General features: G+C 44.1%; 13 protein-coding genes. 5 read left to right on the top strand and 8 right to left on the bottom strand.

Going from position 1 to position 14,354, the window contains the following annotated elements; genetic code table 11:
* Nucleotides 1-27 precede the first annotated feature (27 nt).
* A complete protein-coding gene (locus NYE54_RS33480) occupies nucleotides 28-900 on the bottom strand; it encodes an SDR family oxidoreductase (protein ID WP_339269081.1) in 873 nt (290 codons plus the stop codon).
* A 96-nt stretch (nucleotides 901-996) separates the two neighbouring features.
* On the bottom strand, nucleotides 997-1,860 hold the full coding sequence (locus NYE54_RS33475) for a helix-turn-helix transcriptional regulator (RefSeq protein WP_339269079.1): 864 nt from the start codon (nucleotides 1,858-1,860) through the stop codon (nucleotides 997-999).
* A gap of 237 nt (nucleotides 1,861-2,097) precedes the next feature.
* On the opposite strand from NYE54_RS33475, the gene NYE54_RS33470 reads away from it, so the two are divergent.
* Nucleotides 2,098-2,895 (top strand): SDR family oxidoreductase, encoded by a 798-nt coding sequence (locus NYE54_RS33470; protein WP_339269077.1) that lies wholly within the window; start codon nucleotides 2,098-2,100, stop codon nucleotides 2,893-2,895.
* A gap of 369 nt (nucleotides 2,896-3,264) precedes the next feature.
* Nucleotides 3,265-4,740: a hypothetical protein gene (locus NYE54_RS33465; protein WP_339269075.1), complete on the top strand. Its 1,476-nt coding sequence runs from the start codon at nucleotides 3,265-3,267 to the stop codon at nucleotides 4,738-4,740.
* Between the two features lie 335 nt (nucleotides 4,741-5,075).
* On the opposite strand, the gene NYE54_RS33460 is transcribed toward NYE54_RS33465, so the two are convergent.
* On the bottom strand, nucleotides 5,076-5,309 hold the full coding sequence (locus tag NYE54_RS33460; protein ID WP_339269073.1) for a hypothetical protein: 234 nt from the start codon (nucleotides 5,307-5,309) through the stop codon (nucleotides 5,076-5,078).
* A 664-nt stretch (nucleotides 5,310-5,973) separates the two neighbouring features.
* Nucleotides 5,974-6,270 (bottom strand): class I SAM-dependent methyltransferase, encoded by a 297-nt coding sequence (locus tag NYE54_RS33455; RefSeq protein ID WP_339269071.1) that lies wholly within the window; start codon nucleotides 6,268-6,270, stop codon nucleotides 5,974-5,976.
* A gap of 36 nt (nucleotides 6,271-6,306) precedes the next feature.
* On the opposite strand from NYE54_RS33455, the gene NYE54_RS33450 reads away from it, so the two are divergent.
* Nucleotides 6,307-6,753 carry a S41 family peptidase gene (locus tag NYE54_RS33450; RefSeq protein ID WP_339269070.1) on the top strand — a complete coding sequence of 149 codons (447 nt, stop codon included), beginning with the start codon at nucleotides 6,307-6,309 and terminating at the stop codon, nucleotides 6,751-6,753.
* A gap of 467 nt (nucleotides 6,754-7,220) precedes the next feature.
* On the opposite strand, the gene NYE54_RS33445 is transcribed toward NYE54_RS33450, so the two are convergent.
* Nucleotides 7,221-8,573 carry an MATE family efflux transporter gene (locus NYE54_RS33445; protein WP_339269069.1) on the bottom strand — a complete coding sequence of 451 codons (1,353 nt, stop codon included), beginning with the start codon at nucleotides 8,571-8,573 and terminating at the stop codon, nucleotides 7,221-7,223.
* 137 nt (nucleotides 8,574-8,710) lie between these two features.
* On the opposite strand from NYE54_RS33445, the gene NYE54_RS33440 reads away from it, so the two are divergent.
* The gene (locus tag NYE54_RS33440) at nucleotides 8,711-9,397 is read left to right on the top strand and encodes a TetR/AcrR family transcriptional regulator C-terminal domain-containing protein (RefSeq protein ID WP_339269067.1); all 687 of its coding nucleotides are present in this window, start codon (nucleotides 8,711-8,713) and stop codon (nucleotides 9,395-9,397) included.
* Between the two features lie 387 nt (nucleotides 9,398-9,784).
* Here NYE54_RS33440 and NYE54_RS33435 read toward each other — a convergent pair whose 3' ends face one another.
* Nucleotides 9,785-10,894, bottom strand: a complete 1,110-nt coding sequence (locus NYE54_RS33435; RefSeq protein ID WP_339269065.1) for a PRK06851 family protein — start codon at nucleotides 10,892-10,894, stop codon at nucleotides 9,785-9,787.
* Between the two features lie 332 nt (nucleotides 10,895-11,226).
* Here NYE54_RS33435 and NYE54_RS33430 point away from each other — a divergent pair, with 332 nt between their 5' ends.
* A complete protein-coding gene (locus NYE54_RS33430; protein ID WP_339269063.1) occupies nucleotides 11,227-12,102 on the top strand; it encodes a DUF4261 domain-containing protein in 876 nt (291 codons plus the stop codon).
* A 239-nt stretch (nucleotides 12,103-12,341) separates the two neighbouring features.
* Here the strand turns inward: NYE54_RS33430 and NYE54_RS33425 are convergent, their stop codons facing one another.
* Together NYE54_RS33425 and NYE54_RS33420 are read right to left on the bottom strand one after the other, a co-directional pair.
* The gene (locus tag NYE54_RS33425; protein WP_339269061.1) at nucleotides 12,342-13,661 is read right to left on the bottom strand and encodes a hypothetical protein; all 1,320 of its coding nucleotides are present in this window, start codon (nucleotides 13,659-13,661) and stop codon (nucleotides 12,342-12,344) included.
* Nucleotides 13,651-14,097, bottom strand: coding sequence for a sigma-70 family RNA polymerase sigma factor (locus NYE54_RS33420; RefSeq protein WP_339269059.1), 447 nt, complete (start codon nucleotides 14,095-14,097; stop codon nucleotides 13,651-13,653). Before NYE54_RS33420 ends, NYE54_RS33425 begins: the two co-directional genes overlap by 11 nt.
* Nucleotides 14,098-14,354: the final 257 nt, after the last annotated feature.

The raw sequence follows: 14,354 nt of genomic DNA, 5'->3' as shown, positions 1-14,354 counted from the left end.
CGTGGATGTCGAATTCTTTGGTATCCTTTAAAATTGTTTTACCACATCATCTGAATCAGTGGAGTAAGCCAGCTCTTTCTGTGCTTCAAGAGCCGCCAGTCTGTCCAGCAGGGCTGCCCGGATTTGCTCATAGGCGTCACTGCCCAACGCCATACGTATCGGACCCTCTCCCTGGTCGACACGACGGATAATCTGCTGCGCCATTTTATCCGGATCGCCGACAACCATTTGATTGAACATGCTCATATCTATACCAGGCAGTTCTCCCTTCATCAGGCTAACGAATTGGCCCGCCTCCGTATCCCGGTATTCGTCCATCCGCTCGCCGAATACGGCGTTGCTTGTAATGAAATTCGTTCGGATTCCTCCGGGCTCCACCATAGTGGTCTTAATATTGAACGGAGCCACTTCCTTAGCTAGCGCTTCAAAGGCTCCTTCGACCGCCCATTTCGAAGAGCAATACAGTCCCATACCCGGAATAGAATAATGACCCGCCATACTCGAAATCTGTACCATGTGACCGCCGCCCTGCTTACGGAAAAAGGGCAGGACTGCACGCGCTGCACGTAGGGAGCCAAGCACATTGGTCATAAACTGATGCTCAATTTGCCTGTCGCTTGCTTCTTCCACTGCGCCATACAAGCCATAGGCTGCATTATTGACAAACACATCGATCGTGCCCAGTTCTAAAAATGCACGTTCCACCACTTCAGCAATTTGCTGAGAGTTTGTCAGATCTAAATTAGCCTGCCAAAGTTGTGAGCCATACTGTGCCTGCAGTTCATCCAGCACCCCCGGCTTGCGTACCGTTGCGGCTACACGGTCCCCCCTATCAAGCAACCGGCGAGTTATACGTGAAGCCAAGCCTCCTGACGCTCCTGTAATGAACCATGTTTGCATACTAAATACCCTCCAATCGTTGTCTTCCACTGAATCATACAAGCAACTGGAGGGTGCTAGCCACAGCACGTCTATTCTATTAACAGGAGTAACAGTCTACGGTAGCTGCCTGTCCTGCTCAAGTAAACGCAATAATCTCTCCTCCGTGCCTGAACCGGGCACCGGAACAAAGAAACACCAGTGCAGTCCCGGGTCATTATCGATTCCAGCCGCGGAATGGAGCTCGAACTCCATCTCCTGTGCGTCAGGAACACGGAATAAAGCGGTGGCTACGCGTTTTTGTTTGATTTCATATAGCTCCCAGAAATGTACGAACTCCACGCTTTCCCGCGTCAAGCGTTCAAACCGTTCCATATATAACGGGTTGTTCTTGTAAAGATCGAAGCCTGCCCGCAGAACGGCTACAGAGTAACGGGCAGCGCCTTCCCAATTCACCAGTCTGTTGCGGTAATCCGGCTTTAAAAACATAATGTCCATCATATTCCGTTCGTTGTCCGGCAGTCTGCCGAAATCGGCTACGATCAGTTCAGCCGCCCGATTCCAGGCGATAACATCCGTACCTTCGTCTGTGATAAAAGAAGGATAATGCAATTGATTTACGATTTTCTGCAGAACTCCCATATCCGGCCCACCGTTATTTGGCACTGTGACGACGCTCGCCACATCTACATTGGCCAGATCGAATAGATGCTTCTGCTCGTCTTCGTCAAGCTGAAGCGCTTTGCTGATACTTAGCAGCACTTCCGGCGAAGGATTAACCTCCTTGCCTTGCTCCAGCCAGGCATAGTAAGTCACGCTTATATTGGCAAGATAAGAGACTTCTTCTCTTCGAAGTCCTGGAGTGCGTCTTCGTCCGGGCAGCGGCTGGATCCCTGCCTCTGAAGGCTGCAAGCGTTCTCTGCGCGATTTTATGAACTCACCCAATGCGGATGAGAAACGATTTGTTTTCAAGCAGCTCACCTCTAATTACTTATATGGAAGAATACGTATCGTAATTAACCAAATAGACTCAAAGCACTTCGTATACGATCATTATAATCTCTATTAAGGTTTCGTTGCCACAAAAGAGAACCATAACGAGTACCGTTGCTGTTACTCTCGTTAATAATATAGACATTCTGTGGCTAACCCCTCCTACCGATAGTACGATTAAGATAATTTACATCAGTGCAGTGCTATCGATAGAGGCTTTGTATCTTGAATAAGTATGCATATAGAAACAAGCTGGCTGTAGTCACCGGTGCTTCATCCGGAATCGGGAAAGCGTATGCCAAAGAACTGGCGGCACGAGGCTGTCATGTCGTTCTGGCAGCGCGCTCCAAGGACAAACTGGATGCAATGGCAAGGGAAATCAACCGCCAGTACGGCGTACAGGCTTATGCGCTCGCTTGCGATTTGTCCAAAGTGAATGCCCCGCGTCAACTGGCCGAACAAATATCCGAACTGGGCTTGTCGGTCGATATTCTCATCAACAACGCAGGCGTTGGCACTTATGGCCGTTTCGAGGAAATAGACCCGGAGCGCGAGCAGGAGGAGATTCTGTTGAATACGGCTGCGTTAGTCGATCTTACGCATCGGCTGCTGCCCGATATGCTGAGGAGAAAGGATGGAGTCATCGTTAACGTGGCTTCGATGGCTGCGTTCATGCCTTGTGCATATTCTGCAGTTTATGGGGGTACCAAAGCATTTGTATTGTCCTTCTCTGAGGCGCTATGGGCGGAGACGCGCGGGCGTGGTGTTCGCGTGCTCGCACTGTGCCCGGGTGCAACAGAGACGGGATTTTTCGATGCGGTCGGCAGCGAGGAGATGGGAGCAGGTCAGAAGCTCTCGACCCCGGAAAAGGTTGTACAGGCCGGATTCCGCGGAATTGACCAGGGACGCAGCTATATCATCGATGGCCGTAGCAATTACTTTATGGCTCTAATGATCCGACTTTTCAGCAGGCGGAGGGTGGCTTTGATTATGGAACGTATGTCAAAACCAAAGAGGCACTGATAGCGGGGTCCGGTTCTTGACTTAGAGTCTCGATGCACTTGAAGATCACCAACAGTAAATCATATAGACATCATTTAACAATAAAACTCTTCATGGAGACTGGTCTTTCCAAGAAGAGTTTTTCGCCGTTAGACCCGTTAAGCTGAACTGTACCATAAGTAGGGCGAAATTTTTATGTGACGAAGCCATACAGGGATTGGGTTTGGTTAGATGGCGGTGCTCGCATGCGCTGGTTAGTGTGAAAACAAGGGAAATGATAAAGATGCTGCGGTTGATCAATTCTATAGACTAAGCGTTCGATGAAGCATAAAATACAGAGTATGTATACTATATGATTTTACATCCATAACAAACATGAGGTGACTTTTTATGGAAGCTGTCGAGGTTAAAATGAATCTAAAATTATTAGTTGAATCAAACGAATACATCAAGAATAACTTATTCTCTGCAAGTGAGGAAATACTAGCCGCTTTATTTGAAGATTCTATTTATTTGGTTAGTTACCTTTCAAAACTTGATTTTAATATGAGCATCAATTTATTACTTACGGATGCTAAAAGTTCATTAAACGACTGTTTGGACTTTTTTCAATCCAATAGTAATACTATCAAGATCTACAATATATTAAATAACCAATACAGCTCAATATTGGAAAATCTCATTAAAGAAACGGAAAGTTTTTTTCAAGCTAATTCTAAAAAGAATAAAGTCGGAATTTATGGAATCGATAATTCCCTATCAAAGATCTTGCCCCTACTAATGGATCTAGTTTCTAATGAAGTTGTCTGTTATGTGGAAGATAAACCAACCATCACATCATATGAGAATAAGCCATTAATAGCTTTAGCTGATTTGTCCCATACGACATGTGACTACTTAATCATTACTAAAAATATTTCAAATGAATTGTTGTGGACAATAGAATCCGGAATAATTGATATAAAGAACATTTTTGATTTACAGACTTTCCTGACTTTTTTCTGGAATAAAATATATGATTATGAAATGTTTACAAATTACAAGGAATACTATAGTACAAATGAGTTGGAGGGAATCATAACAGGTATTTCTTATCACTTGGTAGGAATCAATCCCGATTTCTTATCTAAAAAGATGGTCAATCTCGCTGTTTCCAGCCAAGATCTATTTTTCAATTACTGTACGGCAAAAAACGTTATTGAAAGCTATGCTGTCAATAAAACCATTAAACACTGCATAATTGGGTTAAGTTATTATAGCTTTCAATATGATTTATCACAATCTATATACAAATCGAAAACATATAACCACTATCCCTTTTTCAGAAATTTACATAATTTAGGTGATAATAAAGAAGCTGACTGGTTTAAGCAGCAATATCATAGATTTGAACCGATTACCCAAAAGTTATTATCAAAAAATTATATGTTTTTGCTGCACGAGTTGAGGAAAGAATCCTTTGATAAAGAGAGACTTGCATTGGTTTCAGGCTCAATTGACGAAGAAAAAAAGAAGTACGGTAAAATGTTAGCTGAACACGATAGCAATAGGAAATTCCCTCTTACAGTTGAAGAGAATATTGGTATCCTAAAAAATTATTTAGAGTTATTACATTCAAATAATATTAAGCCGATAATTCTAATTTGCCCGAAGACCAGATACTATAAGGAATATTTTTCGGAACACCGTATTGATGAATTTTATGGAATAATAAATAAATTTAGGGGGAATTATAAAATGGAAGTCATTGATTTGTATGATTCTGATATGTTTGATGATAACGATTATTATGATGCTATTCATCTTAATGCAAGAGGGGCAGAAAAATTAACCCGACATCTTGACGAATACTTAGGCTTCTCATAATAGTTTGACAAGCACTATACATACTTTGAAAAACCAACACTTAAAACATCACTTGACTACAAAATCTGATTCACGGCACGTGGAATCCCTTGGTTTGCGATGTAGCGGGTATGAATCACGCTTTCGAGCCTTTGGTGAATGTGCCGATACTTGGAGCAATTCCTAAAAAGAATAACGATGAGAATCTTAATAAAGGATTTATACTAGTTTTGGGTATCCTAGAGGATGCCCTTTTTTGCCCTTATGGAATATAGGGGGAACCGTATCATAAGTAGCGCAAGTTTTTTGGTGGTGATCTGGAAGCACCTTAACCGACGACGACTTGGGAGCGAACATCACGGTCCACTTTCAATTGCCTTCCTCAGTTCATTAGGATCGACATTGTTTAATTCCGCCAGTTTTGTAATTTCTGAACTGGTAAATTGAGTTGTCTTTCCGTCCAATGTTACAGAGACATCGGACGTTCCCTCCGTTCCCTGACTCACTGGTTGAGCAAATGCACTGGAAGAAAGAGCTAGTAACATTACGGAGGATAAAGCCATTCCTGATATGACTCTGAATAGATTCATTTGTTCGATCCTCTTTTCTATTTATTTTGATGTTTCTCCAAAAAAACTTTAATTTGTTTAATTATGGAAGCATCTAGATTTATAGTACTTCTATTCCACCGCTTAGTAAACAGGGATATTTTCCCAAGAATATTCTATCGATCGCATAACACAGTTGAACGACGCCGTTGCCGAGATGCTTGCAGTCCATCCCATTAGCATATGATATATGTACCGAAATTTCCCTGAAACGGCGACTGGTGTTGGTGGAGCAGGTGTACGGGCGGTGAAGATTAATCGGGGAGAACCGTACCATAAGTAACGGCGAAAAATTGGGGTGAAACGTCTCCTTAGTAACATATCAAATCTTCCTAGCAACAATGAAATATTCCTGAGAGCTTTTCTTCAAGCAATCCGATTCGACAATTGAAAAACTCCCTTTCTCAATTGTATCGATTAAATTTCGTATTTTAAATGATCTTATATTCGGCGTTAGACAACTCTACCTGCAATGAATAACAAGCTGCTTAGAAATTTCTTTTCTCCCATGCATGGTATTGCAGAAATCAATAATCCTCCCGGTTTCAACAGTTCATTCATTCGTTGCAGAACGATATGTTCATCTTCCAACAAATGCAGAACATGGAAGGCCATGATGGCATCAAATGAGCCTTTCTTATACCTTTCATCGAAAATGGTCGCATGAGCGTAGTTTATATTTGCGATGTTTCGCTCTTTTGCCTTTTTTTCTGCAATTGCGATCATATTCGAAGATATATTTAATCGCATGAATCCCTTTCACATATTTGGCAATTTCATTTGCTATCAACCCAGTGCCACAGCCGAAATCCAAAACAATGCTGCTTATTTTAAGATGCGTTTTCGTTCTTTTTATTATATTGATGTAAGTCTGTTCATCCTTCATGTCGATTTGATCATATTGACTTGCTGTTTTGTCCCAGAAACGTTCTGATGCATTCATTTCCGTTACACCTTCTTTTCTAGAGCATCCGCCCGGTTGAATCCTTTAAGGATTAGCCATATAGCCGGAAAGTTTGAACTGAACCGGAATGAAGTCGTCAAGGTCAAGCCCGTAAAGCCCTATTTCGACGGGAAGGTGGCCATCTTGATCAACAGCAGAACCGGAAGCTCAGGAGAAGGGATGCCTCTTGTTCTAAAAGGCGTACCCAATGTCAAAATCGTAGGGTTCACCTCAACGGCCGGTTCGTTCGGACTTATGAGCAGCCCGATCGAGATCAAGATGCCGGAAGGCTACGTCATCCAGTTCCCCGATGGAAGGTCGCTCAATCAGAACAAGAAGGTCCAGGGAGACGCCGACCAAACCGGAGTGGGGGGCGCGGTTCCCGATATCAAAATCCCCCTAAATGAAGAAACGTTCAAAGCAAGCATGATGGACGGGCAAGACGTCGAGTTGGAGTATGCAATCGAAGCGATGAAGAAATAAATAGACGACCGGTTTGGTTGGCCTTGCCCGTTAGAGATACCGCTTCAAACCTTTTGTCTCCATTTTTATTATTGTATCACTGTATCCCATTTGAGGGCTGGGATCAAAAAAAAACCATCTTTCACCCGATATTCATGTAAATCACCATTTAAGCTATATTGCTTCCAATGAAGATAGGTTTCAGTGACTATTTTAATCAAATCATTCTCAAATTCAGTAAACTTGTTTTGGGCTTGAATACTTCTCTTCTTTTAATAAAATCAAAAAAGAATGAAGTGATTCAACAATTCGATGTGCAGTTACTTGCTGTGCATGAATTGTTCGTGATAGTTTCCAAACCGCATCAATGTAAATAAAAATAAATCAAATGATCAGATATTTCTTGTATTCGGTGAAATTTTTGGCTTCACCGTATATAAAAAAGGCAGGGGGTGCCCTTATCCTCCCTTCTTGCGTGTTTTAGGTTTCTACTGTACTAAACTATCAAAATCCGGCTGCAATTTGTTCCGTAAAACATACAGCATGATGGCACCGACAAGGAATGCGACGGCATCCGCAATGACGAGCGACCAGACCACCCCGTGGAAGCCGTTCATCCGATTGGCGATATAGAGCACAGGAATCAGAGTAACTCCTTGAATAACGGACATAATAAACGCGGCCGTTCCTTGCGCTGTTGCTTGGAAGATCCCCGTAAACAACGTGGTCATTCCTGTAATGAACAAGGATAAGAACGTCACATGCAAAATGTAGCTGCCCATTTCTATTAATTGCGGGTCATTCGTAAATAAACCGATTAAGTGATCGGAAATCAGATAGACGATGACACCGAACACGACGGCTAACGCCACAATCGCTTTGATCGTAAATCCAATAGTTTGCTTCATTCGTAATTTATTAGCTGTAAAGGAAAAGGCAATGAGCGGCACGACTCCCTCACACAAGCCCATCAGAATAAACTCAGGAAATTGCAATAAACGTGATGAAATTCCGTAAGCCGCTACGGCCGGCTCTCCATATTCAACAAGAAAAAGATTTAAGATAAGCGACATTGCACCCAAAAAGATACTCATAATAAAGACGGGAACTCCGATTTTGAATACATTGCTCAGAATCTCCTTGGAAGCTTTGAACCATTTTACGGAGACGGTTAAGAATTGGCTCTTGTATCTAATATGGAAGGCGTAGAATGCACTCGCAACCAAGTTGGAAATGACCGTAGCAGACGCAACGCCGATCACATCCCAATGGAACATGAAGATGACGAACGCATCGAGAATAATATTGACGACCACACTGAGAATCATACCGATCATCGATGTGATGGCTGCACCCTCCGAGCGCACGATATTCTCCAGCGTGAAGAATAATACGACGATTGGTGAACCGATAAGCATAATCGTGACATAGTCCTTCGTGAATCCGAAGGAGTCAGGCGTTGCCCCCAGGCCATAAACGATGGGATCGATCAACGGGAGACCGACGGCCATCACAATCAGACCGAGAACCAAACTGCTGTAAAAAGCGAATGACGATACTTGCTTTACGTCATCATATTTTTTCTCTCCCAGCAATCGAGAGATGAATGTACCGCTACCCATGCCAATCAAGTTGCCTAGCGCCATAATAATTGCGAATAACGGCAAGGTTAGCGCGAGTGCGGTTAACATGGCGGTATTGTGAAGTGTACCAAGGAAATAGGCATTCAAGATGGAATAGATGACACTCATTGACGTGCCTAGCATCATAGGTACAGCGAAGTGAGCTACGGCTTTTCCGACCGGGGCTTTTTCAAAGTAATGGAGGTTTTCTGCATCCATGCGGGTCACTACTTTCTTTATTTATTTTGAGTTCAATCTTACAGTGTTAGTTTGAACCTTACAGTGTTAGATGATATCATGAACCTATGAACCTGTAAAGTATAAACTTACACTGTTAGATAAAAGGGCGGATAACGATGAAAAAACAGCAACCTCAGATTTCGGAGGATAGGATTTTGGAAGCCTCGTGGGAGTTACTTGGTGAGGAGGGGATCGAGAAATTCAGCATGAGACGATTGGCCGTTAGGCTTGGGATTCAGGCTCCCTCTATATACTGGTACTTTAAGAGCAAGCAGAATCTCTACCAGCGTCTGGCCAACCAGGTATCGAAAATCATTCTGGAGGAGTACCACTCCGATGGGGACTGGAAGGAGCAGCTAAAGGGGCTTGCGGTAACGGTCCGAAGCGTGCTCAGCCGGTATCCTTGCTCCACGCAGCTCATGATGTCGACGCTGCCCCACGAACCGGACATCATCCGGTTCACCAACCGTATGCTGCTTTGCGTGGAATCGACGCCGCTTGAGCAAGAGCAAAAAATACAAGCGGTTCTTACGATTATGAATTATGTCTTCAACTTCGTTCTGGACGATTATGAGCACCAGCGCAATGTCTCCGCGATTCTTAAGGACCATGGAGCGGGAGCGCTTCCGGGTGAGGAAATGACTCGCCTTCTGGATTCCATGAGCGAGACGGATGCGGGACTGTTCCGGAGAATGTTCGCGAACGGGCTGTTCGAACTGATGGGGACCGACAAGGCGTTCGAGTTCGGCTTGAAGCTGATTCTGCTCGGGATTGAGCAGGTGATAAAGGAGCAGGAGAAGTAGGAAGTAAGAACCGCCAATCCGGTGATCGGATGGGCGGTTTCGAAAGGCTTACCGTTTAGTCGCACCAAAATTCGCCCTATAGATGATACGGGGAACCGTATCATCTATAGGGCGAATTTTGAATGCAATCGGTCACCGTAATTAAATATATCTCTACACGACACACGTTATAGTGTGTCTCGCATCTACGAGAAAACGGCGATTGTACACGCAGATAAGAGAGATGTATTCATGAATAAAGGGAGAGCACTTCGTTGCAGTCCCATACGCACAGTCGTTTTGGAGAAGGCCATAGGAGAAGTGGAAGCCGATTCAATTTCAAACGGGACTTAGCTTGCATTAGACTGCTGAGCCCCGTCAGAAATAGAATGCTTTTGGGTTGTATCTTTATTTTGAAAGCTGAATGGAGTTGATCAGTTCATTCAATTCAGACTGTAATTGCAGATGGAGTTTCTCTACGATCGAATAATCTGTGGCTGCAACATAGTAGGCCTTAATTTGAGAATCGATGGCTTCGGCTTCCGCCAGATGGGAGGTGGCCTCTTTCATTTTTGCCGAATAGCGCGCTTTGATACCGGCTATTTCGGCAGCATGAGCTTCATCTGTTCCAGGTGCTACAGTCCGTGTATACATATCTAGGATCTCATCCCCGTCCCGATCCGGAAAGTATTCATGTGGAGCGGTACTGTCGAAGATAGCTGTTCGAAGCTTCGGGAATATCAACATATCCAAACTGTTCGGATCAAAGCCGCAATGAAACACTTGAACTTCGATTCCTTTCTGTTCGGCAGCGGAGGCAAGCTTTTTCAGCAACGTCGATTTGCCAGAACCCGCCCTTCCCTTGATGAAAATCCGTCTTTCCAGCTGAGCGGTCAAGCTTTGAATAAAATCGAATGCCCCCCTCGGAGTCGCAGCTCCGAAAAATAAGTGACGTGAAGCGGTTGGCGTATCGCTTTCATGACCGACGTATAATTCTTGAATCAAATCCTGCGCAATCTGGTCGGCCTTCGAGAAATCCATATTTTCGATATAATATTTTTCCCACTCGTCATGAATCTGCAATGCCATTGCGAACGTTTCATACGCTTTTGAATAGGCGCTCTCAAGCTTGCCTCTAAGATCTTCTATCGTTATGAAGTGTTCCGGTAAAATAAGGCTGTTATCAAACGCTTCCTCGAAGTGGATAAAGACGATTTCACCGGCCCCGCTATCCGAAATCCCCTTACAGACTCGCCCGTCGACAATACCAACCTTCAATTCCGTTAAAATGATGCCATCCAGTTCGTCGGGACGGAGAGGGGAGTGGAAGCATTGCACATGCAAGTCTTTATCCAGCAGGCTATCCGCCAAGCTTTGAATGACCGTCGATTTCCCCGTACCTTGGGGCCCCGTAAGGACAAATATCTTGTTTAGCCCATCAAATGCGGATGTATACAAGAAATGAGCTCCGTGCGCAGTGTTGCCGTGGGCAAAATAGTGAGATGATTTTACTACCAACTTGAAACACTCCTTTGTGCCTATTCCGATTAGCAAAGTTTACAGAATAAGCATGATTGGGATAAGTGCCTATTCATTTGTATATTCCGCATTGTAAAAAATGGTGTTCGTCCGATCCCATGTTTTTCGCTATTTGTTGACGGGGCTACAGAAGGTCCAGTTTCACCCGACTGCTTTGATAGGCGTAAGGCAGAGATGGGATTTCGGATTTGGGAAAGGCTGTAACCCCCTAGATCCGACTTTGGAATCAATTTCCTGGCCGGACTTGCGTGAACCGTGCGGCAATCTCTATAGTAGAAGGGAACGACATACGAACGGAGTGGTAGGGTAGAATGGAGAGCGGACGCGTGCTTCAGCAAGATTTGGATGAAAAAAGTGAGTTTCAGCGGTTATTTCAAATGTATCTGCTGTTTGAGGAGAAAGTGGAACGGCCGAATGCGGAAGCCGTCCGGAATGCGTTAGAAACCCGATGCGGGAAAACGGATACCGTGTCGGCAGATGGCGCATTGTCGTCGTTTGCCGTAGAGGCTTATAAAGTAGCCTACCAGGAGGGGAACTTGCCAGCTCAGGTGATGATGGCAGACGTTACTCCTTTTCAACCGGAGACGATTACCGACTTGGAGCGCACCCAGTTTTGGACGATGCCGGACGCCGAGGACGTTCTGGAAAAATGCCGCTATAAGCTGCTGATCAGCGACTTCATGGCGGCGGGGCTGGACTATAAATCGCGCAGCGCCTTATTGGCGGATTGGCTGGAGGCTGCCGTAAGTCTATTCCCCACCTGCAAAGCGATCTGGATTCCATCAAGCGGGAAATTGCTGCATACGGCCGAAATTGCGGATAATCCGTACGAAGGAGCTGCCCGGTTCTTGCAGTTCGGCATGAATATCCGCTATTTTACCATTCATGGGACCGAAGACAGCTTGATCGATTCACTCGGTCTCTTTGCGCTCGGCCTTCCGGATGTCCAGTACCACTTTCATACATTGGATCCGAATGACGTGTCACGGCATGCATTCAATGTCGCAGCCTACTTGTTTGAAGCGGATGTGCCGGTGAGCGAAGGTGAAACGATCGCTGGCTTGCTGAATGGGGAGATGGCGCCGGACGTGTATTGGCCCTGCAGGTTCGAAATGTCGCTGATCCAGCCTTCCAGAGAAGTGATGGACGTCAGTCCGGGCGAATATGCGGCAGGAGAACGGGAATAAGTCCGGCCGACGTATGACCGAGCACCTCGCGCCGAGAGTCGCGTGAGGTGTCCCGATCAGCCGACTGAATCGTCATGTAAGGAAGCTTTTCGTACAAACAAAACAGAGAGAGCAACACGTAGTGGCAGTCACTCGTGTTGCTCTCTTTTCTAATTACTAGGCTTCTTAACGACGGGAATTCAAACTTCCATTTTAGTACATGCAGTCGCCATGATCATTTAGACCAGAGATCTCTGCTCTTATTCGTGTTCGACGACCTGTTTGCTCTTAAATTTATCTGCTGCTATTTCAAATTTCCATGGCCCCTTCATATCAATAATCGGTTTGGATACAGTAACATCCAGTTTCGTCGAGTTAGGATCATATTTCATCGAGAAAAATTCCATCACGCCAGTTGTTGGATCATATGCCTTAGATGCTCCAAAATTAATATCTGTGTAAGCATCGAAGCCTATTAAAGAATGGCTTAGCTGCAGCGGATTTGGCATCTCTACATATATCTCTATGTAGTCTTCGTTATCCTTCGATTTGAATTTTTTAAATTTAGTTAGTTCTACGGGGTAACCTGCTATGTCGAAGGATTGGTTTAATGGACCTTCTTCTCCGTCAGGAATGTTGATCGATAATTTGACTTCTTCTCGCCCGACAATCATCAATTGCGGAATGGTTAACGTGTATTGCTTAACATCTGAGTCTCCCAAGTTGAAATAAATGTCTTTAAAAGGAATCCATGTGCCCTTGTTATCTATCGGATAGTCATTACCAAGTTCATCCGTAACAATGATATTTTCATTCAATATAATAAGATCACCTTTCTCAGCAGAACTACTATAAAAATCTTCAGAATACCTGAATGGATTCGAGTGTTCCGTACTTAAAAATATTCTGCCCTTATGACCCGCAGGAGTTGGAATAGCCGTAATCTTTAGATCATGGACTTCCACGGATCCTCCGATCGAGTTTAGGCTGTCAATGCTATCCACCTTGCTAAGTGGAATGGTAAAGACTTCATTGGGTCTATCTAAAAAAAACAATTGTGCATGATCTTTAGCATCAACCTGACTAGCGAACTTTAATGTGATATGTGAGCCGTAAGCATGAGAAGATGAAGCTTTGTGGACCTTACCAGATTCGTCCTTGATTCTAATATCGTAAGAATAGTTTGGATATACGTTCATTTCAATTGTAGTCAAATCCTTTTGAACCAACATAGCAGTTACGGTAGCGCCGGTCTGATTGCTATTTTTAATATCAATGGGTTCTGTCAGCATATAAGAGTCTGTGCTACTCTCTTGAACCACACCGATTCCTGGAATGAATTGCAGAGCCCTTTGAATGGCCGCTGAAAGATGGGGATTGAATGTAACGGCTGCGCTAATGGAGAGTACGCCGATCAAGGAAGCAGCAACAACTCGATTCATAACCCGCTTCCTCTTTTTTGGAGCAGCTAATGCCGCATCCCATTCTTCTTTCGCTTGATGAATGCCCATTAAACTTCGTTCATGAAGCATTGCAGGAATAGGGATTTCCTCAATGGCTTGTTTTATATTATTGCTCATATACAGACTCCTCCTTAACTACCTTCCTTAGCTTATGCAAGGCGCGGTATAGTATCGTTTTGCTAGTACCGAGAGGGATTTGCAGGACTTTGGCAATCTCCTTGATCGTGAAATCATGATAGAATCTCAGCAGGACTACGCTTCGTTCATCCTCATCTAACTGTTCAATTAATTGTTTTAATGAAATCGAAAGCGGCACATCGTAATCCTCATTACTGACAGCGAAATCGATGTGTTCGGGCTTTAGATGAACGACTTCTTTCCGCTTACGAAGCAGATCGATTGCACAAGTTATACAAATTCGGATTAACCACGTTTTAAAATATTTTGGTTCCCTCAGGGTCGCAATTAGCTTGAATGAGCGATAGGCAGTTTCCTGGATGACATCCAAAGCGTCCTGTTGATTGTTCACGTACACGAAGGCTGTTCGATACAATTGCTGCTCATATTGTTGAAATAGCGTGATGTACGCATGGTGATCACCTGATCGTGCTTTATGTACGAGATTTTCTATTTTCCTCACCCACTTTTTAGACCATATATCTAATTAGACGTGCCAAAGCTAGGAATGGCTTTATTATCCAAAAATTAATTCGGGGAAATGGTTCAGTGGTACGGGGATTAAATTACCTCCCCCGATAGCGGAGAAGGATGGAACTGCTTGTCCAGCAAGTTCTGAGGGGTTTCGGAGAC

This window comes from Paenibacillus sp. FSL K6-1330, assembly GCF_037976825.1.
In the GTDB taxonomy this organism is placed as follows: Bacteria; Bacillota; Bacilli; order Paenibacillales; family Paenibacillaceae; genus Paenibacillus_AQ.
The sequence above is the reverse complement of the archived record's forward strand: the minus strand, read 5'-3'. Positions and strand labels throughout refer to the sequence as shown.